We start from the raw sequence: 25,932 nt of genomic DNA on the forward strand, positions 1-25,932 counted from the left end.
AGAACAATCCATAAAAAATATAGATCGGAAGACGCCGTGGATCTGGACCCTCGCCTGTTGCGCTATTTCATCGCGGTCGCCGAAGAGCGCCATTTCAGCCGCGCCGCCGCGCGTCTGCATATTTCGCAGCCGCCGCTGAGCTACGCCATTCGCCAGCTTGAAGACAACGTGGGCGCGCGCCTGCTGGCCCGCACCAGCCGCCACGTGGAACTGACCGATGCCGGGCAGGTGCTTTACCGCGAAGCGCTGACGCTGCTGCGCCAGGCCGAGGAAGTGCGCACGCTGGTGCAGCGAGTGGACGCGGGCCTGCGGGGCCGGCTGCGCATCGGCTTCGTGGGGTCGATGCTGTATCGCGGCCTGCCCGCGCTGCTTAGCGCCATGCGGGCCGAGCTTCCCGATGTGGAGCACGTGCTGACCGAACTGAACTCCCACGACCAGATTGAAGCCGTTCGGCGCGGCGAGCAGGACCTGGGTTTCATCCACGCCAACCCGGTGCCCGACGAGGTTCATGCGCGCGATCTGGTAGCCGAGCCGTTTGTCGTCTGCCTGCCGGATTCGCACCCGTTGGCGAGCCGGGCGTCGCTGCGACTGGCCGACCTGGCGGGCGATGATTTCGTGTTTTTCGCGCGCGCGGCGTCGCCCAGCTATTACGAAACGGTGCTGTCGATGTGCGTGGCGTCGGGATTCATGCCGGTGATCCGGCACGAGGTACGCCACTGGCTAAGCGTGGCGTCGCTGGTGTCGCAGGGCCTGGGGGTGTCGATCGTGCCGGCCTGCCTGTCGCGTAGCGGCCTGGCGGGCACGCGCTTTATCGCCTTCGCGCACGAGGCGCGTTCCATCAGCCAGGTGATCTGGCCAGCGCAGGCGCGCTCACCGCTGCAGCAGAAGGCAATGGCGCTGGTGGCGCGCCAGTACCCGTCCGCGGCAACCGGCTGAGCATCAGCGGAACACGACGGTCTTGTTGCGGTTCAGCAGGATGCGGTGTTCGACGTGGCTGCGCACGGCGCGCGACAGCACCAGGGATTCGATGTCGCTGCCGACCTGGGTCAGGTCCTGGGCGGTCATCGTGTGGTCGACGCGTTCGATATCCTGGTCGATGATCGGGCCTTCGTCCAGGTCGGACGTCACGTAGTGGGCGGTGGCGCCGATGATCTTCACGCCGCGCGCATGCGCCTGGTGATAGGGGCGGGCGCCCTTGAAACTGGGCAGGAAGCTGTGGTGGATGTTGATGGCGCGGCCGTTCAACGCGCGGCACATGTCCGCCGACAGGATCTGCATGTAGCGGGCCAGCACGACCAGATCGGCATTCGACTGTTCGACGATTTCCAGCACCTGCTTTTCCTGTTCCGCCTTGGTGTCCGGCGTGACCGGCAGGTGATGGAACGGGATGCCATAGGAGGCCGCCAGGCTGGCGTAATCGTTGTGGTTCGACACGATCGCGGCCACTTCTGCGTGCAAATGCCCGCTATGCACGCGGAACAGCAGGTCGTTCAGGCAGTGGCCCTGCTTGCTGACCATGATCAGCAGGCGCTCTTTGCGGCGCGCATCGTGCAGCTTGAGGTCCATGCCGTATTCGCCGGACATCGCGTCCAGGCGGGCGCGCAGGTCATCGGCGGCCACGACGGCGGGCAGATCGAAGTGCACGCGCAGGAAGAACTGGCCCGTTTCCTCGTCGCCGAACTGCTGCGAATCCAGGATGTTGCAACCCAATTCGAACAACAGGCCGCTGACGCGGTAGACGATGCCGGTGCGGTCGGGGCAGGACAGGGTCAGGATGTAGTCGTTGTGCTGCATGGTGCGGAAATAGGCCAGGAAAGGAAGGGGAGAGGGCGGAGTCAGGCGGCCAGGCGCGCCAGGGTTTCTTCCGCCAGGGCCAGGCTGGAGGTCAGCCCGGGGGATTCGATGCCGAACAGGTTGACCAGGCCGGGCACGCCATGCACGGCGGGACCAGCGATGACGAAGTCGGCGGCGGGTTCGTGCGGGCCGGAGATCTTGGGCCGGATGCCGGTGTAGCCGGGCGCCAGCGCGTCGTCGGGCAAAGCGGGCCAGTAGCTGCGCACCGCTTCGTAGAACACCTCGGCGCGGGCCGGGTCCAGTGTGTAGTCTTCGGTGCCGACCCATTCCGTGTCGGGGCCGAACTTGGCTTGGCCGCCCATGTCCAGCGTCAGGTGCACGCCCAGGCCGGCGTGTTGCGGCACGGGGTAGATCAAGCGCGAGAACGGGGCGCGGCCGGACAGCGTGAAATAGCTGCCCTTGCACAGGTAATCGGTGGGGATGCTGGCGGGCGGCACGCCGTCGATGCGGCGGGCCAGCGCCGGCGCCTGCAAGCCCGCCGAATTGATCAGCACGTTGCAGGTCAGGGTCATGGCTTCATCGCCGCCGAATTGCAGGGCGAACCCGCCCTCGGGGCGGACGCGGCCGGACACCAGGGGCGTATGGAACACGCATTGGGCGCCGGCGTTTTCGGCGTCGCCCTGGAACGACAGCATCAGCGCATGGCTGTCGACAATGCCGGTCGACGGCGATACCAGCGCGGCCGTGCATTGCAGCGCGGGCTCCAGGCGCATGGCGTCTTCGCCGGAAATGTATTGCAGGTCGTCGACGCCGTTGGCGCGGGCGCGCTGCGCGATGCCTTCCAGCTGCGCGGCCTGTTCGCGGTCGGTGGCCACGATCAACTTGCCCAGCCGCTTATGCGGGATGGCGCGTTCGGCGCAGTAGGCGTACAGCAGGTGTTTGCCGCGCACGCAAAGGCGCGCCTTCAGGCTGCCGGCGGGGTAATAGATGCCGGCATGGATGACTTCGGAATTGCGCGAGCTGGTGCCGGTGCCGATGGCTTCCGTGGCTTCCGCCACCAACACTTCACGGCCAGACTGGGCCAGCGCGCGCGCGATCGCCAGGCCCACCACGCCCGCGCCGATGACGACGCAATCGACATCCACGCTCATGACGCCTTCCTTTCAGACCGAGATCCGGCCGGCGTCAGGTCGAAACCGCCTGCGTGGAACACCAGCGGCGGTTCGCTGCTGTGGCCGCAGCGTTCGACCTCGCCCACCATGATGATGTGGTCGCCTTCTTCGTAGCGGCTGCGGTTGCGGCATTCGAACCAGGCGGCGCAATGGCCGTCCAGCATCGGCGTGCCGCCGGGCGCGTGGTGCACGGTCAGGCCAGCGTAGCGGTCCGGCGTCTTGCCGGTGGCGAAACGCCGCGCCAGCGCGATCTGTTCGGCGCTAAGCACGTTGACCACATAGCGTTCGCACTGTTCGAACGCCGCCAGCGAAGAAGAACCGCGCGACAGGCTCCAGAGGATCAGCGGCGGGTTCAGCGACACTGAATTGAAGGAGCTGACCGTCAGCCCGATGGGCGCGCCGTCGAGGCCGGAGGCGGTGACGACCGTTACGCCGGTGGCATAGCGGCCCAGCGCGGTACGGAAGAATGAGGCGTCAAAGTCAGGGGAGGAGGCGGGCATGCAATCGTTAAGTCGGGCGGGCGCGCAAGGCGCCCGGCATCAAGGCGACAGGCGTTCGATATTCCAGGCCGTGCCGTCGGCGACATAGCGCAGGCGGTCGTGCAAGCGCGACGGCCTGCCTTGCCAGAATTCGAAAGCGGTGGGCTTCAGGCGGTAACCGCCCCAGTGCGGCGGACGCGGCGGCTGTTCGCCGAACCGTTCGCGGAATTCCTGTTCGCGCGCTTCCAGCGCTTCACGGGTGATGGGCTGGCTTTGGCGCGAGGCCCAAGCGCCGATGCGCGAACCGGCGGGGCGGCTGTGGTAGTACGCGTCCGATTCTTCGGCAGCAACTTTTTCCACCACGCCTTCGATCCGTACCTGGCGTTCCAGCGGCTGCCAGAAGAACAGCAGGCAAGCGCGCGGTTCGGCCGCCAGGTCCTGGCCCTTGCGGGATTCATAGTTGGTGAAGAACGTGAAGCCGTGCTCGTCAAAGCCCTTGATTAGGACGATGCGGGCGCTGGGCTGCCCGGAGGCGTCCACCGTGGCCAGGGTCATGGCGTTGGGTTCCGGCACCTTGGCGGCCAGCGCTTCGTCGAACCAGCGGGCAAACTGCTGGAACGGGGAGGCGGCGGCCTGGCTTTCCAGCAGGACGTTCTTTTCGTAGCTTTGACGCAGATCGGAGACGGACATGAGGCGTGGGATTCAGCGTTGATAACAGGGAGTTTATACCGCTTGGGGCATCGCTCCCTTATTGACCCCGCGCAGGTCTCAGGCATGTTTCCCGCTGGGACGCGGGCGGGGCCGGTCAGGCGCCTTCGGGCAGCGGCCGTCCATCAAGTTCCAGCCGGCGGGCAATGGCGTCCAGGCGGGCGTCATGGATGCCGGCGGCGCGCAGCGCCTGGGCCGTCTGGACCACGTAGTCGGTGCACGGCCCGTAGCGGCCGGCGGCCCGCCGCACGATGGCCAGCAGCTCGGCGTCGGGCAGGGCGCGGATGTAGGCCGGATTGTCGCGGTTCATGATGAAGACCAGCGCACGGACAGGGCCGGCGTCGGTCGCGCAGTTGATCCAGCGCGGCAGGTAGGCGCCGGTGGACATTTCACGTTCCCAGAGCGCGGGGAAATAGGTGGGGACCTGGTCCCCCGCCAGGCGATAGACCACGCCCCGGCAGGAGCCGCCGCGGTCCAGGCCGAACACCAGCCCGGGGCATTCCGGGGTGCCGCGGTTTACGCGCGACCACAGGCACAGCGCCCGGTGGTGCCCGCGCAAAGTCGCCAGGCGGCGTTCCATGAAGTCGAAGTCGGGGCGCCAGATGAGTGACCCGTACCCATATACCCAGACGTCATCGCCCGCCTGCCAATGCCGCAGGGCATCATCCAGCGAAGCCCGCCTTTCCTCGGGCGTCCACAAGCGGAAGGGCAGGCTGGCGCCGGCGATGGCGGAAGGAGGGGACGGCGTGTTCACGACTACGGGTTCCGGTCAGATTCGAGCGGGGGGTTGCGGTTGGCCCAGCCGCCGGCCATCAAGGCCAGCGAATAGGCCCAGAACAAGGGGGCGACACCAATTACCGCGCCCAGCGCGCCGAAGGTCAATGGCAGGGACACTTGGGATCCGTTGATCAGCGCCATTCGCAAACCAACGGCTTCGGCGGCGCGGCCAGGTGGCGAATGCTGGTGCAGCAGGGATAGCATACTCGGTTGGCAGCACCCCAAGGCAAGGCCCAGGATGAACGACAGCACGATCAGGACGGTAACGTCGGTGAACAGCGGGTAAAGCATGAAATCGATCGCCGCCGTTGCCATGGCCACCCGGACCAGCGTCCAGGATCGGACCCGGCGCATGATCAGCGGCAATATCAGGCGGATGACGAACGTTGCCGCCGCGAAGGACGCAAGAATGACGCCGATCGTGGTGGCCGACAGCCCGATCGCGACCCCGAAGATGGGAACGACAAACAAATGGGTGTCCCAGGCGCCGGACAGGATGGTGTTGACCATCAAAATCCGGCGCAGCGCCGGAACGGCCAGCAATTCGGTCACCCGGCGGCGCTGGGCCGCTTTGGCGCCGGTCAGTTGCGAATCCACGGCCTTCAATTGGTGACGCAAGGCATACAGGCCGATGCCCGACAAGATGGGGCCCAGGGCCAGCAGGCCGAAGGCGGTGCGCGTACCCAGATGGTCGATCGCCAGTCCAGCGATCAACGGCCCGGAAAATCCCGACCCGGCCAGCGCCAGCGACATGAACGAAAAATTGCGCAGACGCTGCGCGGGTTCCGCATGGCCCAGCAAGTCTTGCGTGGCGACCTGATGCAGCATGAACCCGATGCCGATGCAGCAGGACGCGATCAGCAGGGCGGTCTGTGTCTGCGAGATAAAAGGCAAAGCGGTGCCGATCGCTACCAAAGCCGTCCCGATGACGAGCGGGCGAACGATGCCCACCCGGTCGACCCAGCGGCCGGCGCGCACCGAGAACAACATCGGCAGCACGGCGAACACCGCGACCAAGGTGCCCACCTTGAAGGTGGACAGGCCCATCTGCAGCGCCGTCAATGAAACGGTGATCCGTCCCCCGGTCAGCGCCACGTGGTTCATCATTGCCAGCAGGCACAGCAGCACCGCCCCGGAAAATTCCGGGGAACTTGAAGGCGAAGAGGGGGATCTGTGAGAGGTAGACACGGCGTAACTGCATTCATTCTGTGCGGATCGTCGGCCTATGTCGAGGCGCGGCGTTTTTGCAGTGCGGCAAACGGTTTCAAGCCGTGGCGGCAAGATAGGCGCCATCTACTGTGCAAGTCACGGAGTTACGGGGCAAGATGCCGGCATGTTCGGCGCATGTGCAAAATATGCGGTTCCGCGCATGCGCCGCTGTCGTTGTATCGTTCTCGCAACGGAACAATCACATGAACGCTGGACGCACCAGTACCGCTTTACTGTTTTTCACCGTTTTGGCACAGAGTCGCCATCGTTTGGACAGGCCGCCCGTTTAGGATGGGCGCCTGTGCTTCGCAATACCGGCGTGGGTCCCCAGCCCTCGTCTCCTATCACCAGGTTCAATGAAAAAGCCCCGCAGCAAGTTCAAGCGTTATGCGTTGATCGCCGTCGTCGTCCTACTGGTGGCGTTCGCTTTGCGCGCCGTCTTTTTTTCAGCGCCGCCGCCGCCCACCTTTGCGGTGGGCGAGGTCAGCCGGGCGAACCTTGAGGACAGTGTCTTGGCCAGCGGCACCATCGACGCTATCGAACGCGTCAGTGTGGGCGCCCAGGCCACCGGCCAGCTGAAGTCCCTTAAAGTGCAACTGGGCGACCGCGTCAAGAAAGGCCAATTGGTCGCCGAGATCGACGACCTGACCCAGCAGAACGAACTGCGCAACGCGGAGGCGGCCCTGCAAACGCGGCGCGCCGAACGCGCGGCCAAGGTTGCCACGCTGAAGCAGGCGGAACTGGCCTTCAAGCGCCAGCGCCAGATGTTGGCGGCCGACGCCAGTTCCCGTGAGGCCTACGAGACGGCCGAGGCCACGCTGGCCGTGACGCGTGCCGAGATCGCGTCGCTGGACGCGCAGATCGCGCAGGCTGAAATCCAGGTGGACACCGCCCGCGTCAACCTGGGCTACACGCGCATCGTCTCGCCCATCGACGGCATGGTGGTGGCGGTGGTAACGAAGGAAGGCCAGACCGTCAACTCCATCCAGAGCGCGCCCACCATCATCAAGGTGGCCCAGGTGGACACGATGACGATCAAGGCCCAGATCTCGGAAGCCGACGTCACCCGCGTGAAGGCCGGCCTGCCCGTGTACTTCACGATCCTGGGTGAACCCGATCAGCGCTATCAGGCCAAGCTGCGCGCGGTGGAGCCCGCGCCGGACGCCATCCAGAAGGAAGACGCCACGTCGTCGCTCACGTCTTCCAGCGGCAGTTCCACCACCGCCGCGGTCTATTACAACGGCTTGTTCGATGTGCCCAACCCCGATGAAAAGCTGCGCATTTCGATGACCGCCCAAGTCTTCATCGTGCTGGGTGAGGCCAAGGACGCCGTCGTGGTGCCGGCGTCGGCGCTGGGCAAGCGCGGCAAAGACGGCCGCTATACCGTGCGCGTGGTCTTGAAAGACAACAAGACCGAGGAGCGCCAGGTCAAGATCGGCATGAACAACAACGTGCAGGCGCAGGTGCTCGAAGGGCTGGAGGTGGGAGAGCGGGTCGTGACGGCGGATTCCGCGCCTGCGGCCGCCGCAGCGCGGGGAGGCTGACATGGGCGGACCGCTGATCTCGCTTTCCGGGGTGCGCCGCGAGTTCCCCGCGGGCGAGCAGACCATTGCCGTCTTGAAAGACATCGACCTGACCATCGAGGCCGGCGAAATGGTCGCCATCGTGGGGGCGTCCGGATCGGGCAAGTCTACGTTGATGAACATTCTGGGCTGCCTGGACCGCCCGACCCGTGGCGATTACCGGGTCAGCGGCCGCAGCACGGGCGAGCTGGACCCCGACGAACTGGCCGAACTGCGGCGCGAGCACTTCGGCTTTATCTTCCAGCGTTATCACCTGTTATCGGACTTGACCGCGCAGGGCAATGTGGAAATGCCGGCCGTGTACGCCGGCAAGCGGCGCGAGGCCCGGGTGGCGCGCGCCGAGGAACTGCTGAAGCGGTTGGGGCTGGGCGACCGGTCGGAACACCGTCCGGGCCAGTTGTCGGGCGGCCAGCAGCAGCGGGTGAGCATCGCACGCGCGCTGATGAATGGCGGCGACATCATCCTGGCCGACGAGCCCACCGGCGCGCTGGACACGCACACCGGGCAGGAAGTGCTGCGCATCCTGGAAGAGCTGAACGCGGCCGGCCACACCATCATTATCGTCACGCACGATATGAATGTGGCGCGCCACGCGCAGCGCATCATCGAGATCAGCGACGGCGAGATCGTCGCGGACAAGCGCAATCCCGACGCGCCGCGCGTGGACGCCGAGCGCGACGCGCCGCCGGAACTGCCCAAGCGTCCCGCTTGGCAGTCGTACCTGGACCGTGGCGGCGAAGCGCTGCGGATGGCGCTGCTGTCCATGAACGCGCACCGGTTGCGTACGTCGCTGACCATGCTGGGCATCATCATCGGCATCGCGGCCGTGGTCTCGGTGGTGGCGCTGGGCGAAGGGTCGCGGCGCAAGATCCTGGACGATATCAGCGCCATCGGCACCAATACGGTCGAGGTGTTCCCCGGCAAGGACTTCGGTGATGAAAAAGCCGTCACTATCCGCACGCTGGTCGCGGCCGATGCCGACGCGCTGGCCCGCGAGCCCTATGTGGACAGCGTCACGCCCGAAGTCACCACCAGCAACACGCTGCGCTACCGCAACGTGTCCGTGAACGGGTCGATCCAGGGCGTGGGCGAACAGTACTTCCGCGTGCGGGCCATCAAACTGGCGCAGGGCAAGTTCTTCGACGAGACCAGCGTGGTGCGTCGGGCGCAGGAAGTGGTGATCGACGAAGGCACGCGGCGGACCTTGTTCGGTTCGCACACGGAACCGATCGGCCAGGTGGTGTTCCTGGGCTCGATGCCCGCGCGCGTGATCGGCGTGACCGAGAAAAAAGAATCCGTGTTTGGCAATAACGAATCGCTGAACGTCTGGATCCCCTACACCACGGCGCTGTCGCGCGTGCTGGGCCAGCAGCACTTGAAGAGCATCACGGTGCGCGTCAATGACGCCACGCCGCCGGCGGCGGCCGAACGCGCCATCGAGCGCGTGCTGATCCGGCGCCACGTGGTGAAGGATTTCTTTGTGTTCAACACGGACGCGATCCGCAAGACCATCGAGCGCACGACGGCCACCATGACGTTGCTGGTGTCTTTGATCGCGCTGATTTCGCTGATGGTGGGGGGGATCGGGGTGATGAACATCATGCTGGTGTCCGTGACCGAGCGCACCCGCGAGATCGGCGTGCGCATGGCGGTGGGCGCGCGCCGCAGCGACATCATGCAGCAGTTCCTGATCGAAGCGGTGCTGGTCTGCCTGATCGGGGGGGCGCTGGGCATCATCCTGTCGCTGGCGCTGGGCGTGCTGGTGTCCAAGGCCACGGGCGGTTCGTTCCAGATGATTTATTCCACGGCATCGATGGTGGCGGCATTCACGTGCTCGACGCTGATCGGTGTGCTTTTTGGCTATTTGCCGGCGCGCAATGCGGCGCGCCTGGATCCCGTCGAGGCGTTGGCCCGGGAATGAGGACGATGAAAGCGGTTTCCCTGATTCGCACACCCGCCGCCCTGGCGCTGCTTCTGGCGCTGGGCGGTTGCGGCAGCCTGTTGCGCACTGATTACGAACCGCCGCTGACCGAGGCGCCGGCTGCCTGGACGCATGCCGCGCCCGGCGCCGCGCAAGCGCCGTTGGCCGACGGCGGCGCCTGGTGGCGCAATTTCAACGACCCGGTCTTGAACGGGCTGGTCGACGCCGTGCTGGCGCGCAACAACGACCTGGCTGCCGCGGCGATCCGGGTGCGCCGCGCGCAGTACCAGGCTGGCTTGACCGAGGACCAATTGACGCCGCAATTGGGCGGCAGCGCCAACGTGGCCCGCAACCGCAATTTGTACGGCGACCGCGCGATCACACGCACCAACGCCGCTGAACTGACCGTCGGCTACGAGGTGGACCTGTGGGGCAAGCTGTCGCGCCAGCGCGACGCGGCCCAATGGGAAGCGCTAGCCACCGAAGAGGACCGGGCGGCCGCAGCCTTGTCGCTGGTGGGCACCACGGCCACGCTGTACTGGCAGACCGCTTTCATCAATCAGCGCATCGCCAGCAGCGAAGAGAGCATCGCCTATGCGCGCCGCACGCAGGACCTGGTACGCGCGCAATACGCGGCGGGCGGTGCATCAGCGCTGGAACTGGCGGAAGCCGAGCAGACGGTGGCCAGCCAGCAGGCAGCCCACACCTTGCTGGTTCAACAGCGCGTGGAATACACGAATGCGCTGACGATTCTGTTTGATGGGCCGCCGGACCGCAGCATGGCCGACCCGGCCCGCTTGGCGCAGTATCCCTTGCCCGAAGCGCGCGCCGGCGTCCCCGCCGATCTGTTGGGCCGTCGCCCGGACCTGCGTGCGGCCGAGCTGCGTTTGCGCGAAGCCTTGGCAACGGTGGACGCCACCCGCGCGAGTTTCTATCCGCCGGTGACGCTGACGGGCGCGGTGGGCACCGCCAGCCCGACGCTATCGAACATCCTGCAAAACCCCGTCGCGTCGCTGGGCGTGGGCTTGACGCTGCCGTTCCTGCAATGGACGCAGATGCAGCTGAACATCAAGATTTCCAAGGCGGACTACGAAGAGCGTGTCGTCAACTTCCGGCAGTCGTTGTATCAGGCGATGGCGGACGTGGAGAACGCGCTGTCGAACCGGACGCAGCTGGCCTTGCAGGCGGAACAACTGGCGGTGTCGCTGCGGGCCGCGCGGGAGGCGGAGCGCTTGTACGAAGTGCGCTACCGGGCAGGGGCCGTGTCGTTGAAGGACTGGCTGGACGCGCAAGAAAAGCGCCGGACGGCCGAGATTGCGCGGGATGAGAACGGGTTGAACCGGCTGGTGAACCAGGTGGCGGTTTATCGGGCGCTGGGCGGGGATGATGTTGTGGCGCGTGATGTCGGGGGCGAGGCCGGGGTTGATGTCTCGGGTTCCTGAGACGCCCGGCGTGGCGGGGGCTCACGTGTGCAACAGCCAACAATGCCCTTGGCCTATAAAATACCCGCCATGAACTCGCCCGATCATCCGATTCCGCCCGCCGACCTGGATCGCCGCTTCGGCGGCCTGTCCCGTCTGTACGGCCCCCAAGCGCCCGCACGTTTGCAAACCGCCCATGTTGCGGTGGCAGGCCTGGGGGGCGTCGGTTCGTGGACCGTCGAGGCCTTGGCGCGTTGCGGGGTCGGCGCCCTGACCCTGATCGACCTGGACCACATCGCCGAATCCAACGTCAACCGGCAGATCCATGCGCTGTCGTCCACGCTCGGCCAATCCAAGGTGGATGCCATGGCCGAACGGGTGCTGGCGATCAATCCGGAATGCCGGCTGACGCGGGTGGATGACTTCGTGTCGCCCGGGAACGTCGCCGACGTGCTGCCCGGGCCCTACACCGTCATCATCGATTGCACCGACCAGGCCACGGCCAAAATCGCGATGATCCTGCACGCGCGTGCGCTGGGCATGCCGATGCTGCTGTGCGGGGGAGCGGGAGGCAAGACGGATCCGCTCGCCTTGCGGGCCGGCGATCTGTCGGCGGCGGTGAATGACGCCTTGCTGGCCAAGCTGCGCAACAAACTGCGTAAGGAACACGGCTTTCCACGCGCTTCCGACCAGAACGGCAAGGCGCTCAAGCGCGTGCCGAAGATGGGCATCCATGCCTTATGGTTTGACCAGCCCGCCATCCTGCCCGATGCCTGGACCCGCCCCGTCGAGGGCGAGGACGACCTGGGCGCGTCGGGCCTGAACCTTGCGCCGCAAGGGCTGTCGTGCGCGGGCTACGGTTCGGTCGTGACGGTGACGGCCGCCATGGGCATGGCGGCCGCGAACGAAGCGCTGCGGTTGGCGATCTGATCAACAGCCGGGTTTTGCACCCCCGGTCTCGGGCGCCATGAAGGTCGTCCGGCTGTCCGATCTTTGCGTCACAGCGCCACGAACACCATCCCGTCCTCGATCCTGACCGGATAGGTCGCCACGTTTTCCCGCACGGGGGAACACAGCGCCCGGCCGTCGCGCACGTCGAAGCGGCCCTGGTGCAAGGGGCACTCGATTTCGTGGCCCTCCAGGAACCCGTCGCACAGGCGGGCATTGCCATGCGTACAGAGGTTGGCGGTGGCGTAGACCTCGCCGTCGACGCCGTACAGCGCGATCTCGCGGCCGCCTGCCTGCACCGCGATGACGTCTTCGTCCGGCACATCGGCTCGGGCGATGGCCTTGATCCATTGCGTGCTCATAGTGCTTTCCTGTTCAGATGGGATAGATGAGCGAATTCGGGATCAGTTCGCTGTCGAAAATGCACAGCCGCGACTCGAATTTCAGGCCGTCGGGCGTCTGGCGCACCACGTCCAGGTAGCGGCCCACGTTGAATACGGTGGTCAGCTGGCTGGGCTTGGTGCGGAATACCGCGTAGCTGGCCTCGGATTCAATCCGGTCGCCATGCACCGACAGCACGCGCGGCGCGCCTACCACGTGGCGTTGGTAGTAGGGGTCATGGAAGATCGTGTCCGTGGCGCCGTAGATGCGGTCCTTCAGCATGCCGCGGCTTTCAAAAGCCATGGTGGCCAGCGGATAGCCGCGCTCGTGGTTTTCGCGCGGCAGCACCTTGTACGTGCAGGCCTCCAAAAAAAAGTCCGGCCATTTCTCCCATTCCTCGGCGTCCAGCGCGGCGGCGTAGTCGGCGTACAAACGGGTCAGTTGGTAATAGAGCGGAAAGTCCAGCATCGTCATGCCTCCATCACGCTGCGCCAATACGCGTACATGCCGCGGATCAGCGTTTCGGTCACCATGTGGCTGGTGTTCTCGGCGGTCTTGCCGCCCAGTTCCGCCACGCTGCGGTGCCAGGGTTTTTGTTGAAAACCCGCTTGCGAGAATTCGATGACCTCGCCGTCGTCGGCGGAGACGAAGCCGGCCGGCCCGAACAGATTGGCCTGGCGCAGGCGCCGGCGCGTCATCTCGGGCGTGTCCTCGGCAAAACCGAAGTGGGTCCAGACGAAGTCGAACGCGTCGTGGCCCACCGGCTGGATGTGGCGGGTTGATAGCGAATTCACCTGCTGCTGGATGATGACGCTGGGGAACAGCGTCATCAGCACGGCGGTCGGGCCGTTCCACCAGGGTTCCTGGACGATGTCGAGGAAGCGGTCGTCGTTCAGCGACATCTGTTCCTTGAAGCTGGATACGCCGCTGGTGACACTGCCTTTGCCGCCCTGGCCGCGCGTGGAAATCATGGCGGCGTGGCGGAAGTGCCTGTCCATTTTCAGTTCGGATCGGTTGTCCGCGCGCCACAAGCCAAAGGTGACAAACCAGGTGTGCAGCAGGCCGGGGTGATAAGGGTCCTTGATGTTCTCCTGCATCAGCTTCCAGTTACCGGGGATGCGCTGGCGGCTGTAGCCGTGGATCACCAGTTCGCGGCCGTCGAAGACGCGGTCGAAGTAGTGCAGGATGTCCGGGCCCAGGTAGTCTTCCAGCGGCTCGACGCCATGGTCGAACGAGGCGAACACCACGCCGTTGCGGCACGCCACGGCCAGTTTGGTCAGGTTGTGCGCTTCGGGCTTGAAGTCAGGCGGCATGCCGCCGTTCACCTTGCCGTCCTGCTTCACGCCGCGCCGGAACGGCACGCCGATCAGATTGCCTTGCAGGTCGTAGTTCCATTGGTGATAGGGACAGACGAATTCGCTGCGGTTGCCGGAGCGTTCGCGGCAGAACTGCACGCCACGGTGGGCGCACACGTTTTCCACCACGCGCACCTGGCCGTCGTTGTCGCGCAGCAGGATCACGGACCTTTCCCCCACTGCGGTGCGCTTGAAGTCGCCCGGCTTGGGGATTTCGGCCTCCAGGCCCACGTAGCTCCAGTGCGCGCGGTAGAAGAAGCGTTCCAGCTCGCGTTGGTGCAGTGCGGCGTCGGTGTAGACGCCAAAGGGGATGCGGTGAGAACCTTCGTCCGGCCAGGGCGGGACGAAAGCAAGCGGTTGTTCGGGGGCGTTCATGGGCGGCCTCGTGCGTGGCCGCCCGGGCGACAGGGCGCGGCAGGTTGCATGGTTTGTCTCCATTTTGGTCTGGGCCGCCAGCGGCGGGCAGGGCCGGCGCGGCATCGGCGCAGGCAGTTATCGCATCATCTTCGGGCAGGCGTTCAAATAAATAAATAGAATCTGCTTGATAAGCCTGATCACCAAAATCAATATTGGTGGAGACAAACGCATGAACCTGAAAGACGTGGACCTGAATTTGCTGGTCGTCTTCAATGAACTGCAGAAGCACCGCCGGGTGTCCGCCGTGGCGCAAAGCCTGGGGATTTCGCAACCCGGCGTCAGCAATGCGCTGGCGCGTTTGCGCAAGCTGCTGGGCGACGATTTATTCCTGCGCACGTCGCGCGGGATGGTGCCGACGCCCTACGCGGAATCGCTGGCCCAGCCTATCGCCGACGCGTTGGGCGCGTTGCACGTCACGTTGAGCGCGCGTGTGCGCTTCGATCCAGCGCGCAGCGAGCGGGCGTTCGTGATCGGCGTGAACGACGTGGGCGAAACCTATTTCCTGCCGCGCTTGATGCGGGCACTGGACGGCGCGGCGCCTGGCGTCACGATCCGAACGGTGCGCGCGACGTCGATCGACGTGAAAGACGAGATGGAACGCGGCCGCATCGACCTGGCCATGGGTTTCCTGCCGGGCCTGACAAGCGGCTTTTTCCAGCGGAAGTTGTTCAGCCAGCCTTATGTGTGCATCTTCCGGCGCGACCACCCGCTGGCGCGTACCGGGGTGTCGGCGCGGCAGTTCCGCGCGGCCGAGCACGTGGCCATCGCGTCCGAAGGCACGGGCCATGGCGTGGTGGACGAGGTAATCGAGCAAGCCGGCATCCGCCGCCGCCTGCGGCTGACGGTGCCGCATTTCATTGCCGTGGGGCCCGTGCTGGCCGCCACCGACATGATCGCGGTGGTGCCGCAGCGCTTTGCCGATTGCGCCTGTCTGCCTTTCGGGCTGGCCACGGCGCCGTGTCCGGTGAAGATCCCGGAGTCCGTCATTAATGTGTTCTGGCACGCGCGTAGCCATCGCGAACCTGCCAACCAGTGGCTGCGGCAGGTGGTGGTGGACGAGTTCGCGGATTAGGGCGTGGCCAGGATGCGCGTGGGCCGGCCGCGCGATGCGATGGACGGCAATGCGCGCCCGCCCGCGTATCGAGGGCTCAGGTTTCGCGCAGCGTGACCGTGAACCAACCGCGCAGGGCGTTGGACAGGCGGATCTCGTCGGCGGCGTGCAGGTCATCCAGGGTCAGCACGCGTTCCTGGACGTTGCCGGTGTCCAACAGCTCGCCGCGTTGCACGCCGGGCAGGCAGCCGCTGTCCACCGGCGGCGTGTACCAATGGCCGTTCATACGCAGATACACGTTGCTGCGGCTGCCTTCGCACAGTTCGCCGCGCTCGTTCAGATAGAGCAGGTCGAAGATGTGGGGATGCGCCGGCAGCCATTCGATTGTCTTGGTGTACCAGGGGCGGTGCGTGGTCTTGTAGCGCAGCAATGGCTCCGTAGAGCGCAGCGCCTCGGGCGCCAGCATGACTTCCTGGACGGCCGGCAGCGGCGGCAGGCGCGCGGTCTGGATGTGGCGGGAGCCGTCGCGGGCAACCAGCAGGCGCAGGCGATGCGGGCCGGGCGTGACCAGGCCCATCGCGGCGATCATGATGTCGCCTTCCACCGACCGGCCGCCCCAGGGGTAGCCCAGCGCCTTGCAGGACGCCTCCAGGCGCCGCAGGTGGCGGGCCAGCAGGGGCACGCGCTGTTCGGCATCGACCAGGATGGTCTCGATCAATTCGGGTTGCATGGGACTCTCCTGGGAAAGGGCGGGCAGCGCCGCGCTCTATGCTACTACCGCTGCTGCGGTCCGGGTAGGATGGGTGGAGCGCGAGAGTTCTTAAGCAAGAACATTGCCGCCCAGCGCGCGCAACCCATCGAGCAACCGTTGTGTTGTGGCTAAAGCCGTTAAGAAATCATCGCTGCTTGATGGGTTGCGCGCGCTGAATGCTTGGGTGCTTGCGCAAAAGCTCTCGCGCTCCACCCATCCTACGGTTTGCGCCGTCAGGCGCGCAAAATCCGGGCCTTCCAGTGGCATTCCTGCCATTCCTCGGCGGGATTCGAGTCGTGCACGATGCCGCCGCCGACGCTGTAGACGCCAGCGCCGTCCGCGTCCAGGACCAGGGTGCGGATCGCCACATTCAACGAAAAATCGCCGTTCGGCGCCAGCCAGCCCACGCTGCCGCAGTACAGGCCGCGCGGGGCGGTCTCCATCTGGCGAATGCGCCGCATGGCGGCCACCTTGGGGGCGCCGGTGATGGAGCCGCAGGGAAACAGGGCGTGCAGCACGTCTTGCAGCGTCGCATCCGGCGCCAACGCCGACACCGTGGACGTCATGGTCCAGACGGTGGGATAGCGCTCAAGAGAGAACAGGGCGTCGACCGTGACCGAACCGGGCTCGGCCAGCCGGCCCAGGTCGTTGCGCAGCAGGTCCACGATCATCAGGTTTTCGGCGCGGTTCTTTTCGCTGGCCAGCAATTCCCGGCCGAGCCGGGCATCCTCGACGGGATCGGGGTGGCGCGGCGCCGTGCCTTTCATCGGGCGGGTCGTCAGCCGCGGGCCCTCGCGCCGCACAAAGAGTTCGGGCGAAAAAGACAGTACCGTGCGGTCGCCATCCTGGATGAACGCGCCATGGGCCACCGGGTTGCGGGCGGCGATGCGGCGGTAGAGCGTGGCCGGATCGCCCTGGTATTCCAGATCAAGCGCCTGCGTGAAATTGACCTGATACAGCTCGCCGTCGCCGATCAGGCCGCGGATGGCGTCGATCTGGCGCACGTAGCCGGTTTCGGTCATGCGCGGCGCGGGCAGGCTGATGGAGGCGGGCGCGCTGTTGGCATCCGGTGCGTCCCAGGGGGCTTCGTCCACTTTGCGGTCGAACACCAGCGCGGTCAGGCGGGGGCGGCCGTCGTCGCGCGGGGCCGTCCAGGGACCGGCGGGCGCGGGCAGGGCCGCCTCGGGCAACAGCCATTCGCCCAGTTCGTAATCCAGCAGCAGGGCCACCCATTGCCCCCGCCGTCGCGCGGCCTCGATGGCCGCCAGCGCGGGAGCGACATCGGCCGACGCGCGCGCTTCGATGCGGGAGCAAAAGCCCTCGAACCGCAGCGCGCGGCCGGCCAGCCGGTCTTCAAAACGACATTCCATACGTGTTACTGCGGTTGTTGTTGCGCCAGGAATTCCGTCAGGACGCGTCCGGTATGGGAGTGGTCGGCCAGGGTCATCACATATTCCGGCGAGCCTTCGGCCACCAGCTTGCCGCCGCCCGTGCCGCCTTCGGGGCCCAGGTCCAGCAGCCAGTCGGCTTCGGCGATGACGTCCAGATTATGCTCAATCACGACGACCGTGTTGCCCGCTTCCACCAGACGATGCAGCACATGGATCAGCTTTTCCACGTCGGCCATGGACAGGCCCACGGTGGGTTCGTCCAGCACGTACAGCGTATGCGGGATGCGGGACGCGCGGCCGGTCTTGATCAGTCCGTCGGTCAGGCGGGCCTTGGAAAGCTCGGTCACCAGTTTGATGCGCTGCGCCTCACCGCCCGACAGGGTTGGCGACGGCTGGCCCAACGTCAGGTAGCCCAGCCCCACGTCCTGCATCAACTGCAGCGGGCGATGGATTTTCGGGTGCGCCGCGAAGTAGCCGATGGCGTCGTCCACTTCCATGGACAGCAGTTCGCCGGCGTTCTTGCCGCGCATCTGCACGCTGAGCGTGTCGCTATTGAAGCGCGCGCCGTTGCAGGCGTCGCACGGCACCTTCACGTCGGGCAGGAAGTTCATTTCAATGGTGCGCATGCCCTGGCCTTCGCAGATCGGGCAGCGGCCATCGCCGGTATTGAACGAGAAGCGCGCCGCCGTCCAGCCGCGCATGCGGGCTTCGCGGGTGTCGGCGAACTGCTTGCGCACGTCGTCCCAGAACCCCACATAGGTGGCGGGGCACGAACGCGGCGTCTTGCCGATAGGGGTCTGGTCCACTTCCAGCACGCGGTCGATGGCTTCCCAGCCCTTGATGCTTTCGCAACCCGCCCAGCCCGGCGACTTGCCTTGCGAGACGGCCTGGCTCAGGTTGTCCAGCAGCACTTCGCGCGCCAGTGTCGACTTGCCGGAACCCGACACGCCCGTCACGACGCTCAGGCGGCCCACCGGGATCTTGGCGTCCACGCTGCGCAGATTGTGCAGGCGCGCGCCGCGGATCTCGATCATCGGCGTGTCGGCCTCGACTGGCCGGCGGCCTTGCAACGGGTGTTGCAGCGGCGTCTTCAGATAACGTCCGGTGACGGATTCCGGCGCGTCCATCAAATCCTGCACCGAACCTTCGGCCACGACGCGCCCGCCGCGGATGCCCGCGCCCGGCCCGATGTCGATCACGTGCGAGGCGCGGCGGATCGTGTCTTCGTCGTGTTCGACCACCACCAGCGTGTTGCCGTTTTCTTCCAGGCGGGCCAGCGCATTCAGCAGAATGCGGTTGTCGCGCGGATGCAGGCCGATGGTGGGTTCATCCAGCACGTAGCAGACGCCTTGCAGGTTGGACCCCAGCTGCGCGGCCAATCGGATGCGCTGCGCTTCGCCGCCGGACAGCGTCGGGGCGGCGCGGTCCAGCGCCAGGTAGTTCAGGCCCACTTCCTGCATGAAGTTCAGGCGGCCGCGGATTTCGGTCAGGATATCGCGGGCGATCTCGCCTTCCCGGCCGCGCGCCACCAGTCCGGTAAAGAAAGTGTGCGCGTCCGACACCGGCAGCGAAGCCAGTTCGGCGATCGATTTGTCGCGCCAGCGCACGGCGCGCGCCACGCGATTCAGGCGTTGCCCGTCGCACTGCGTGCAGGCGCGGGCTTCGCCTTCGTACCAGGCGTTCCAGGCGGTTTCCTCGCCGGTCTGCTCTTCGTCGAACCCCTGCAATTGCAGGCCCGTGCCGAAGCACCCCGTGCACCAGCCGTGCTTGGAGTTGTACGAGAACAGGCGCGGATCGGGTTCCGGGAAGCTGGTGCCGCACGACGGGCACGCGCGCTTGACCGAAAAATGCTGCTGCTGCAATTCGCTGTTCAGCGCTTCGTGCAGCTTGTTCACCGGCCACACGACCGACATCACGCCCTGGCCGTTTTCCAGCGCGCTCTTGACGGCCGCGCGCAGGTCGGCCTCGTTGGCGGGGTCCACCACCACGTCCGCCACCGGCAGTTCGATGGTGTGTTCCTTATAGCGGTCCAGGCGCGGCCACGGGGCCACGGGGATGAACTCGCCGTCCACGCGCAGGTGCGTATGGCCCTTCGAACCGGCCCACTTGGCCAGATCCGTGTAATAGCCTTTGCGCGCGGTGACCAGCGGGGACAGCAGGCCGATGTGCACGCCCTTGTGGTCGCGCAGCAGGCGGGCCACGATCTGGTCGGTGTTCTGCGGCTCGACGGCCACGTTGCAATCCGGGCAGTACTGGGTGCCCAGCTTCACGTACAGCAGGCGCAGGAAATGGTGGATTTCCGTCATGGTGGCCACGGTGGACTTGCGGCCCCCGCGGCTGGTGCGCTGTTCGATGGCCACGGTGGGCGGAATGCCGAAGATGGCGTCCACGTCCGGCTTGCCGGCGGGCTGCACGATGGCGCGCGCGTAGGCGTTCAGCGATTCCAGGTAGCGGCGTTGGCCTTCGTTGAACAGGATGTCGAAGGCCAGCGTGGACTTGCCCGAGCCGGACACGCCGGTGATCACGGTGAACTTGTCGTGCGGAATTTCGACGCTGATGTTCTTCAGGTTGTGTTCGCGCGCGTTGCGGATTTCGATCGCCATGTTGCCCTGGCGGCGCGCCCGCATCACGGACTGCAACGGCGTGCCTTCGCCGGCGCCAGAGGCTTCGGTAGCCAGGTCGGTGCTGTGATACGCGACGGCGGGTTCGGCGATGCGGGCCGTCAGGCCGGCTTGCTCGACTTCCTGCGCGTCGATGTCGCTGGTGACCACCACGTCGGTCGGCAGGATGCTGACTTCGTAGTCGCGCAGCGCAGCGCCGGTGTGCGACTTGGGGTTGTCCATCAAGTCTTGCGGCGTGCCCACGCCCAGCACCAGGCCGCCGGCGTCGCCGCCTTCCGGGCCCAGGTCGATCAGCCAGTCGGCCGCGCGGATCACGTCAAGGTTGTGTTCGATGACCAGCAGCGTGTGGCCGGCGGCCAGCAGCTTGCGGAAGGCGCGCATCAGGCGGGCGACGTCGTCGAAGTGCAGGCCGGTGGTGGGTTCGTCGAACAGGAACAGGCTGCCCTTCTTGGCCACTTTGGCCGTGGAAATGCCGCTGCGTGCCGCTTCGGCCAAGTGGCCGGCCAGCTTCAGGCGCTGCGCTTCGCCGCCCGACAGCGTTGGCACGGGCTGGCCCAGCCGCACATATTCCAGCCCCACGTCGGCCAGCGGCGCCAGCCCCGTCTGCACGTCGCGCAGGCCCTTGAAGAAGTCCAGCGCTTCGCTGACCGTCATGGCCAGCACTTCGTCGATGGACGCGCTCTTGCCCAGGTGTTCGACGCGCACTTCCAGTACTTCGGGGCGGAAGCGCTTGCCGTCGCAATCCGGGCAGCGCAGGTACACGTCGGACAGGAACTGCATTTCCACGTGTTCGAAGCCGGTGCCGCCGCAGGTCGGGCAGCGGCCGTCGCCGCCGTTGAAGCTGAACGTGCCAGCCGTGTAGGCGCGTTCGCGCGCCAGCGGGGCCTGGGCGAACAGCTTGCGGACGGCGTCGAACGCGCCCACATAGCTGGCGGGATTGGAGCGCGCCGTCTTGCCGATGGGGGTCTGGTCCACCATGACCACGTCGGCGATCTGCTCGGCGCCCAGCAGGCGCTCGAACGCGCCCGGGGCTTCAGACGGCTTGCCCTTCTGCTTGAGCAGCGCGGGGTACAGCACGTCCTGCACCAGCGTGGACTTGCCGGACCCGGACACGCCGGTCACGCAGACCAGCCGGCCCAGCGGCAATTCCACCGAGACATTTTTCAGGTTGTGCGCGTTGACACCTTCCAGCAACAGGCGCGGCGTGTTCTTGGCGACCGGCATTGGCCGCGGTGCTTCCACGCGCTGGCGGCCGCCCAGGTAATTGCCCGTCAAGGTGTCGGCCGCGCGCAATTGCTTGGGCGAGCCATCGAAAACGATGTAGCCGCCACGTTCGCCGGGGCCGGGGCCGATGTCGATGATGCGGTCGGCGGCCACCATGACTTGCGGGTCGTGTTCCACCACGACCAGCGTGTTGCCGGCGTTGCGCAGCCGGTGCATGACTTCGACCACGCGGTGCATGTCGCGCGGGTGCAGCCCGATGGACGGCTCGTCCAGCACGAACAGCGTGTTCACCAGCGAGGTGCCCAGCGCGGTGGTCAGGTTGATCCGTTGCACTTCGCCGCCCGACAGCGTGCGGCTCTGGCGGTCCAGCGTCAGGTAGCCCAGGCCGACGTCGCACAGGAACTTCAGGCGCGCGCGCACTTCCGTCATGAGCAGGTCGGTGGCCGCGTCCAGCGCGCCCGAAAACGACAGCTTGTCGAAGAAGCGGCGTACCCGTTCGATGGGCAGCAGCATCACGTCATGGATCGACAGGCCGCCCAGGTTGTTCAACTGGTCACGCGACCAGTCGGCGCCGACCGGCATGAAGCGCCGATAGCGGCCGTCGTCCGGCGGCAGCACCGTGTCGGCTTCTTCCTTGGTGCCCAGGCGCCACAGTAATGCGTCGGGCTTCAGGCGCGCGCCGTTGCAGGTGGGGCAGGGCGTATAGCTGCGGTACTTTGACAGCAGCACGCGCACGTGCATCTTGTAGGCCTTGGTTTCCAGCCAGTCGAAGAAGCGCTGCACGCCGTACCACTGGTGTTTCCAGGCGTCGTTGCCGCCTTTCCAGTCAGGCGTGCCGTAAAGCACCCAGCGCTTGTGCTCTTCGCTCATCGACTTCCAGGGCACCCCCAGCGGCACGCCCGCGCGCGGCGCGTACTTTTGCAGTTCGTCCTGGCATTCCTTATAGGACGGCGTGGTCCACGGCTTGATCGCGCCTTCCAGCAGGGTTTTGTTTTCGTCCGGGATCACCAGGCCGAAATCGATGCCGATCACCCGGCCGAAGCCGCGGCAGGACTCGCACGCGCCCAGGGGCGAATTGAACGAGAAGCTGCTGGGCAGCGGGTCGGTGTATTCGATGTTGCAGTCGGCGCAATGCAGGCGGTCGCTGTATTTCCAGATGTCGGCGTTGCCGCCTTCGGCGTCCATGACATAGACGGCAAGGTGGCCGGCGCCCATGCGCAGCGCGGTGTCCAGCGCTTCCATCACGCGTTCGCGTTCGGTGCCCGCGAAGCGGAAGCGATCCTGGATGACGTGCAGGATGCGGCGGGCTTCGCCGGCGTCCTTGGACGCCTTGGTTTTCTTGGCGCCCTTTGCGGCCTTCGCGCCCTTGGCCGCGGCGGTGGCGCGCGGCACGGCGGTTTCCTCGGCATGCACGCGGGTGTAGCCCTGCTGCTCAAGAAAGCCGCGCACTTCGTCTTCGGTGAAGTTGGCGGGCACGGCGATGGGGAAGGTCACCACCAGGCGCGGGTCGCCCGCCACCGCGGCGCGTTCGGCAAGCGAATGGTAGATGGAGTCCGGCGTGTCGCGGCGCACTACCTTGCCGCAGCCGCGGCAGTACAGCCGGGCGCCGCGTGCGAACAGCAGCTTCAGGTGGTCGTTCAGTTCGGTCATTGTACCGACCGTGCTGCGCGAACTGCGCACCGGGTTGGTCTGGTCAATGGCGATAGCCGGCAGGATGCCTTCGATGCGGTCGACCTGCGGCTTGTCCATGCGGTCCAGGAACTGGCGCGCATACGGCGAGAACGTTTCCACGTAGCGCCGCTGACCTTCGGCGTACAGGGTGTCGAACGCCAGCGAACTCTTGCCAGAGCCCGAAACGCCCGTCACGACGACCAATTCGCCGGTGGCGATAGTCAGGTCCAGGTTCTTGAGATTGTTCTGGCGTGCGCCAACGATGCGGATTTGGGAGCTCATGGACGGTATCGTAGCCTGAGGAAGCCGCCTGCCCGAACGATGACCCTTCGCTGGTTTCGAGCGCGGCGATATGGAATAATTGCCTACATAGTGAGTCACGGGTCCATGATATGGACAATCGTGAACTGACTAGCTGTACAAATAAACAGTATCGCAGATTCGTCTGACATTCGCGCTGTTTGCCTTGCGAAATCTGTTTGTTCATAGTTAAAAGCCAGCTGCCATTATTTGGGGACGTTCTTGTCGGAAACCAAGGTGGCGGGCGCTGCGGCGTTCGCCAAATTCATGACGGTGCTGCAGGCGGTGGCCGATGCGCCGCAGCCGCCCACGGCGGCCTCGCTGGCGCGCAGCTGCGGCTACCCGCGCCCGACGGTCTATCGCATCGTGGCGGCGCTGGCCGAGCAGGGCATGGTGGCGGAGACCGGCGGCGTCTATCGCCTGGGCACGCGCTTGATGTCCCTGGCCAGCCGCGCCTGGTCGCAATTCGACCTGCGCGCCGCGCTGGCGCCCGACCTGCAGGCGCTGCGCGACGCTACCGGCGAAACCGTGCACCTGGCGGTGCCCGCCGGGCAGGAAATGATCTATATCGACAAACTGGAAAGTCCGGGGCCGGTGCGCATGGTGTCGCGCGTGGGGTCATCGGTGGCGCTGCATTCCAGCGCGGTCGGCAAGGCCTATCTGGCCGCGCTGGACGACGCTGCCCGCGAGCGCCTGTTGCACGACCTGCCGTTGCCGGCGCGCATGCCGGGCACCGTGACCAGCCTGCCGGCCCTGCGCGCCGTGCTGGACGTGGACCGCGCGCGTGGCTACGCCATGGACAACGAAGAAAATGAAGCGGGCATTGTCTGCTACGGCGTGGCGCTGTGTGACGCGGGCGGCCGTCCCGTCGCGGGCGTCAGCGTCAGCACCCTGTTGTTCCGGCGGCGCGACGACCCGCAAGCCGCTTATATCGATCCCTTGCTGCGGCTGCGGGACGCCGCCGCGGCCAAACTCGCCGTCCTGCCGGCATCGTCCGGCGGCGTCTGACCGCCCCAGAGGAATTCCATGACTGCCTCCGTTTCCATCGCCTCCAAGCTCTCCGCCCTGCTGGCCGCCCGGGTCGTGCCCGTGTTGCGCTACACGGACGCGGCCACCGCTGCCTATGCCGCCGAAGTCGCGGTGGCGGCCGGCTGCACCACGCTGGAACTGACCTGGACGATTCCCGGCGTGACCGACCTGGTGCGCGCGCTGCGCGACAAGCACGGCCCCAGCCTGCTGTTGGGCGTGGGCACCGTGCTGGACGAGGCCCAGGCCCGCGACGCGCTGGTGGCCGGCGCCGATTTCCTGGTGTCGCCCGCCTTGGCGGGCGAGATCGTCGACATGGCGCACGCGGCCGACGCCCTTTGCCTGCTGGGCGCGTTCACGCCTACCGAAGTGCTGGCGGCTCGCCGCGCCGGGGTGGACGTGGTGAAGGTGTTCCCGGCCGACACCGGCGGCCCCAAGCACCTGGCCGCGCTGAAGTCGGTCTATCCGGACACGATCTTCTGCCCGACGGGCGGCATCACGCAAGACAACATGGGCGCGTACTTCGCGGCCGGCGCCGGGCTGGTGGGCATCGGCAGCAACCTGTACGACAAGGCTGCGTTCGCCGCGCGCGACACGGCGGCTCTGGTCGCCCAGATCACCCGCACCCGCGAGGCCGCCCATGGCTGACTTCGACATCGTCGCGCTGGGCGAACCGCTGGTTGAACTGAACCAGACGCACAAGGGCCAGTTGCAATACTTGCAGGGGTTTGGCGGCGACACCTCCAACGCGGTCATCGCGGCGGCCCGCCAAGGCGCGCGCTGCGCCTACCTGACCCGCGTGGGCAATGACACTTTCGGCGCCCAGTTTCTGAACTTGTGGCAGTCCGAAGGCGTGGACACGGCGGGCGTCCAGACGGACGACGACGCGCACACCGGCCTGTATTTCGTGCAGCACGGCCCCGACGGCCACGCGTTCAGCTATCTGCGGCGCGGCTCGGCCGCCAGCCTGATGACGCCGGCGCTGCTGCAAAGCGGGCTGATCGAGCGCAGCCGTTTTCTGCACGTGTCGGGCATCAGCATGGCGATCAGCACCAGCGCCTGCGACACCGTCTTCGCCGCGATCGCCCGCGCGCATGCCGCGGGCGCGCAGGTCAGCCTGGATTCGAACCTGCGGCTGCGGCTGTGGCCGGTGGACCGCGCCCGCGCGATCCTGCGAGAAGCCATGCGTGAAGCCGACCTGTTCCTGCCCAGCATGGACGACATGCAGCACCTGACCGGTAACGACGATCCCGAACGCACGCTGGACTGGATCCGCGACGGCGGCGCGGCGGGCGTGGTGGTGCTGAAACTGGGCAAGGATGGGTCCATCATTGACGATGGCCATACCCGCACGCCGATCGCGGCCCTGCGGGTGGACGCCGTCGACGCCACCGGGGCCGGCGACTGTTTCGCGGGTAGTTTGCTTGCGCGCCGCTGCCAGGGCGATTCCTGGGAGGACGCCGTGCGTTACGCCAACGCGGCGGCCGCGTTGTCCACGTTGGGCTATGGCGCGGTCGATCCGCTGCCGCGCGCGGAACAGGTGCGGGAACGGCTGAAAACGCTGGAAGCCTAGAAGAAGAGGGTGGCGCTGAAGTATATGGGGGCAGATCACGGCGCGGGCCTTATGCCCTGTTTTCCACCCCCGTTGGCGCAGCCTGTGCATTTCAGGCTAAAATGCCAAGTTATCCGAATTTTTTCCGCCAGCCCTATTTCCGGTTGTGCGGGCCACTTT

Annotated in this window: 23 protein-coding genes; 10 read left to right on the plus strand and 13 right to left on the minus strand. The window is 66.3% G+C overall.

The features are described 5' to 3' along the window. Positions 1-36: 36 nt before the first annotated feature. Positions 37-936 carry a LysR family transcriptional regulator gene (locus ACI0FO_RS00715; RefSeq protein WP_416023390.1) on the plus strand — a complete coding sequence of 300 codons (900 nt, stop codon included), beginning with the start codon at positions 37-39 and terminating at the stop codon, positions 934-936. 3 nt (positions 937-939) lie between these two features. Here the strand turns inward: ACI0FO_RS00715 and purU are convergent, their stop codons facing one another. The 6 genes from purU to ACI0FO_RS00745 form a co-directional block, all read right to left on the minus strand. Beyond that, entirely contained in the window at positions 940-1,794 is an 855-nt protein-coding gene (gene purU, locus ACI0FO_RS00720; RefSeq protein WP_416023392.1) for a formyltetrahydrofolate deformylase, read from the minus strand. 41 nt (positions 1,795-1,835) lie between these two features. Then, positions 1,836-2,945 carry an NAD(P)/FAD-dependent oxidoreductase gene (locus tag ACI0FO_RS00725; RefSeq protein ID WP_416023394.1) on the minus strand — a complete coding sequence of 370 codons (1,110 nt, stop codon included), beginning with the start codon at positions 2,943-2,945 and terminating at the stop codon, positions 1,836-1,838. Further along, positions 2,942-3,466, minus strand: a complete 525-nt coding sequence (locus ACI0FO_RS00730; RefSeq protein WP_416023396.1) for a flavin reductase family protein — start codon at positions 3,464-3,466, stop codon at positions 2,942-2,944. Before ACI0FO_RS00730 ends, ACI0FO_RS00725 begins: the two co-directional genes overlap by 4 nt. 39 nt (positions 3,467-3,505) lie before the next feature. Continuing rightward, positions 3,506-4,135, minus strand: coding sequence for a pyridoxamine 5'-phosphate oxidase (pdxH, locus tag ACI0FO_RS00735; protein WP_416023398.1), 630 nt, complete (start codon positions 4,133-4,135; stop codon positions 3,506-3,508). A 115-nt stretch (positions 4,136-4,250) separates the two neighbouring features. Continuing rightward, positions 4,251-4,907, minus strand: a complete 657-nt coding sequence (locus ACI0FO_RS00740; RefSeq protein ID WP_416023400.1) for a gamma-glutamylcyclotransferase — start codon at positions 4,905-4,907, stop codon at positions 4,251-4,253. A gap of 2 nt (positions 4,908-4,909) precedes the next feature. Beyond that, positions 4,910-6,118, minus strand: coding sequence for an MFS transporter (locus ACI0FO_RS00745; protein ID WP_416023402.1), 1,209 nt, complete (start codon positions 6,116-6,118; stop codon positions 4,910-4,912). Between the two features lie 377 nt (positions 6,119-6,495). On the opposite strand from ACI0FO_RS00745, the gene ACI0FO_RS00750 reads away from it, so the two are divergent. The 4 genes from ACI0FO_RS00750 (at position 6,496) to ACI0FO_RS00765 (ending at position 11,994) form a co-directional block, all read left to right on the plus strand. Next, entirely contained in the window at positions 6,496-7,683 is a 1,188-nt protein-coding gene (locus ACI0FO_RS00750; protein ID WP_416023404.1) for an efflux RND transporter periplasmic adaptor subunit, read from the plus strand. Between the two features lies 1 nt (position 7,684). Further along, positions 7,685-9,643: a MacB family efflux pump subunit gene (locus tag ACI0FO_RS00755; RefSeq protein ID WP_416023405.1), complete on the plus strand. Its 1,959-nt coding sequence runs from the start codon at positions 7,685-7,687 to the stop codon at positions 9,641-9,643. A gap of 5 nt (positions 9,644-9,648) precedes the next feature. Beyond that, the gene (locus tag ACI0FO_RS00760) at positions 9,649-11,085 is read left to right on the plus strand and encodes an efflux transporter outer membrane subunit (RefSeq protein WP_416023407.1); all 1,437 of its coding nucleotides are present in this window, start codon (positions 9,649-9,651) and stop codon (positions 11,083-11,085) included. A gap of 69 nt (positions 11,086-11,154) precedes the next feature. Beyond that, a complete protein-coding gene (locus ACI0FO_RS00765) occupies positions 11,155-11,994 on the plus strand; it encodes a tRNA threonylcarbamoyladenosine dehydratase (RefSeq protein ID WP_416023409.1) in 840 nt (279 codons plus the stop codon). Between the two features lie 68 nt (positions 11,995-12,062). Here ACI0FO_RS00765 and ACI0FO_RS00770 read toward each other — a convergent pair whose 3' ends face one another. From ACI0FO_RS00770 to ACI0FO_RS00780, 3 genes are read right to left on the minus strand one after another with little or no spacing between them, the layout of a single operon-like run. Then, positions 12,063-12,374 carry a non-heme iron oxygenase ferredoxin subunit gene (locus ACI0FO_RS00770; protein ID WP_416023411.1) on the minus strand — a complete coding sequence of 104 codons (312 nt, stop codon included), beginning with the start codon at positions 12,372-12,374 and terminating at the stop codon, positions 12,063-12,065. A 13-nt stretch (positions 12,375-12,387) separates the two neighbouring features. Next, positions 12,388-12,861 carry an aromatic-ring-hydroxylating dioxygenase subunit beta gene (locus tag ACI0FO_RS00775; protein ID WP_416023413.1) on the minus strand — a complete coding sequence of 158 codons (474 nt, stop codon included), beginning with the start codon at positions 12,859-12,861 and terminating at the stop codon, positions 12,388-12,390. 2 nt (positions 12,862-12,863) lie between these two features. Further along, positions 12,864-14,123: an aromatic ring-hydroxylating dioxygenase subunit alpha gene (locus ACI0FO_RS00780; protein WP_416023415.1), complete on the minus strand. Its 1,260-nt coding sequence runs from the start codon at positions 14,121-14,123 to the stop codon at positions 12,864-12,866. On the opposite strand from ACI0FO_RS00780, the gene ACI0FO_RS00785 reads away from it, so the two are divergent. After that, positions 14,122-14,274: a hypothetical protein gene (locus tag ACI0FO_RS00785; protein WP_416023417.1), complete on the plus strand. Its 153-nt coding sequence runs from the start codon at positions 14,122-14,124 to the stop codon at positions 14,272-14,274. The genes ACI0FO_RS00780 and ACI0FO_RS00785 overlap by 2 nt on opposite strands. A gap of 60 nt (positions 14,275-14,334) precedes the next feature. Further along, positions 14,335-15,237, plus strand: coding sequence for a LysR family transcriptional regulator (locus ACI0FO_RS00790; protein ID WP_416023418.1), 903 nt, complete (start codon positions 14,335-14,337; stop codon positions 15,235-15,237). Positions 15,238-15,313: 76 nt separating this feature from the next. Here ACI0FO_RS00790 and ACI0FO_RS00795 read toward each other — a convergent pair whose 3' ends face one another. The 4 genes from ACI0FO_RS00795 to uvrA form a co-directional block, all read right to left on the minus strand. Next, positions 15,314-15,946 (minus strand): aminotransferase class IV family protein, encoded by a 633-nt coding sequence (locus tag ACI0FO_RS00795; RefSeq protein WP_416023420.1) that lies wholly within the window; start codon positions 15,944-15,946, stop codon positions 15,314-15,316. A 90-nt stretch (positions 15,947-16,036) separates the two neighbouring features. Continuing rightward, positions 16,037-16,234 carry a hypothetical protein gene (locus tag ACI0FO_RS00800; RefSeq protein WP_416024576.1) on the minus strand — a complete coding sequence of 66 codons (198 nt, stop codon included), beginning with the start codon at positions 16,232-16,234 and terminating at the stop codon, positions 16,037-16,039. Beyond that, complete coding sequence (locus ACI0FO_RS00805; RefSeq protein ID WP_416023422.1) at positions 16,201-17,337, minus strand: aminodeoxychorismate synthase component I; 1,137 nt, start codon at positions 17,335-17,337, stop codon at positions 16,201-16,203. The genes ACI0FO_RS00800 and ACI0FO_RS00805 overlap by 34 nt, the downstream gene beginning before the upstream one ends. A gap of 5 nt (positions 17,338-17,342) precedes the next feature. Continuing rightward, on the minus strand, positions 17,343-23,156 hold the full coding sequence (gene uvrA / locus ACI0FO_RS00810) for an excinuclease ABC subunit UvrA (RefSeq protein WP_416023423.1): 5,814 nt from the start codon (positions 23,154-23,156) through the stop codon (positions 17,343-17,345). A 240-nt stretch (positions 23,157-23,396) separates the two neighbouring features. Between uvrA and ACI0FO_RS00815 the strand changes: the two genes are divergently transcribed. The 3 genes from ACI0FO_RS00815 to ACI0FO_RS00825 are packed head-to-tail and all read left to right on the plus strand — an operon-like array spanning position 23,397 to position 25,773. Further along, entirely contained in the window at positions 23,397-24,182 is a 786-nt protein-coding gene (locus tag ACI0FO_RS00815) for an IclR family transcriptional regulator (RefSeq protein ID WP_416023424.1), read from the plus strand. 18 nt (positions 24,183-24,200) lie between these two features. Beyond that, positions 24,201-24,848 carry a bifunctional 4-hydroxy-2-oxoglutarate aldolase/2-dehydro-3-deoxy-phosphogluconate aldolase gene (locus ACI0FO_RS00820; RefSeq protein ID WP_416023426.1) on the plus strand — a complete coding sequence of 216 codons (648 nt, stop codon included), beginning with the start codon at positions 24,201-24,203 and terminating at the stop codon, positions 24,846-24,848. Then, on the plus strand, positions 24,841-25,773 hold the full coding sequence (locus tag ACI0FO_RS00825; protein WP_416023428.1) for a sugar kinase: 933 nt from the start codon (positions 24,841-24,843) through the stop codon (positions 25,771-25,773). Before ACI0FO_RS00820 ends, ACI0FO_RS00825 begins: the two co-directional genes overlap by 8 nt. Positions 25,774-25,932: the final 159 nt, after the last annotated feature.

Origin of the sequence: Achromobacter marplatensis (assembly GCF_049060505.1) — a bacterium.
Lineage (GTDB): Bacteria > Pseudomonadota > Gammaproteobacteria > Burkholderiales > Burkholderiaceae_B > Achromobacter > Achromobacter marplatensis_A.

Excerpts from the sequence above, each read along its gene's own strand:
- purU (WP_416023392.1), bottom strand. The coding sequence starts at position 1,794 with ATGCAGCACAACGACTACATCCTGACCCTGTCCTGCCCCGACCGCACC.
- ACI0FO_RS00725 (WP_416023394.1), bottom strand. The coding sequence starts at position 2,945 with ATGAGCGTGGATGTCGATTGCGTCGTCATCGGCGCGGGCGTGGTGGGC.
- ACI0FO_RS00730 (WP_416023396.1), bottom strand. The coding sequence starts at position 3,466 with ATGCCCGCCTCCTCCCCTGACTTTGACGCCTCATTCTTCCGTACCGCG.
- pdxH (WP_416023398.1), bottom strand. The coding sequence starts at position 4,135 with ATGTCCGTCTCCGATCTGCGTCAAAGCTACGAAAAGAACGTCCTGCTG.
- ACI0FO_RS00750 (WP_416023404.1), top strand. The coding sequence starts at position 6,496 with ATGAAAAAGCCCCGCAGCAAGTTCAAGCGTTATGCGTTGATCGCCGTC.
- ACI0FO_RS00755 (WP_416023405.1), top strand. The coding sequence starts at position 7,685 with ATGGGCGGACCGCTGATCTCGCTTTCCGGGGTGCGCCGCGAGTTCCCC.
- ACI0FO_RS00760 (WP_416023407.1), top strand. The coding sequence starts at position 9,649 with ATGAAAGCGGTTTCCCTGATTCGCACACCCGCCGCCCTGGCGCTGCTT.
- ACI0FO_RS00765 (WP_416023409.1), top strand. The coding sequence starts at position 11,155 with ATGAACTCGCCCGATCATCCGATTCCGCCCGCCGACCTGGATCGCCGC.
- ACI0FO_RS00770 (WP_416023411.1), bottom strand. The coding sequence starts at position 12,374 with ATGAGCACGCAATGGATCAAGGCCATCGCCCGAGCCGATGTGCCGGAC.
- ACI0FO_RS00775 (WP_416023413.1), bottom strand. The coding sequence starts at position 12,861 with ATGCTGGACTTTCCGCTCTATTACCAACTGACCCGTTTGTACGCCGAC.
- ACI0FO_RS00785 (WP_416023417.1), top strand. The coding sequence starts at position 14,122 with ATGGGCGGCCTCGTGCGTGGCCGCCCGGGCGACAGGGCGCGGCAGGTT.
- ACI0FO_RS00780 (WP_416023415.1), bottom strand. The coding sequence starts at position 14,123 with ATGAACGCCCCCGAACAACCGCTTGCTTTCGTCCCGCCCTGGCCGGAC.
- ACI0FO_RS00790 (WP_416023418.1), top strand. The coding sequence starts at position 14,335 with ATGAACCTGAAAGACGTGGACCTGAATTTGCTGGTCGTCTTCAATGAA.
- ACI0FO_RS00795 (WP_416023420.1), bottom strand. The coding sequence starts at position 15,946 with ATGCAACCCGAATTGATCGAGACCATCCTGGTCGATGCCGAACAGCGC.
- ACI0FO_RS00800 (WP_416024576.1), bottom strand. The coding sequence starts at position 16,234 with ATGCCACTGGAAGGCCCGGATTTTGCGCGCCTGACGGCGCAAACCGTA.
- ACI0FO_RS00805 (WP_416023422.1), bottom strand. The coding sequence starts at position 17,337 with ATGGAATGTCGTTTTGAAGACCGGCTGGCCGGCCGCGCGCTGCGGTTC.
- uvrA (WP_416023423.1), bottom strand. The coding sequence starts at position 23,156 with ATGAGCTCCCAAATCCGCATCGTTGGCGCACGCCAGAACAATCTCAAG.
- ACI0FO_RS00820 (WP_416023426.1), top strand. The coding sequence starts at position 24,201 with ATGACTGCCTCCGTTTCCATCGCCTCCAAGCTCTCCGCCCTGCTGGCC.
- ACI0FO_RS00825 (WP_416023428.1), top strand. The coding sequence starts at position 24,841 with ATGGCTGACTTCGACATCGTCGCGCTGGGCGAACCGCTGGTTGAACTG.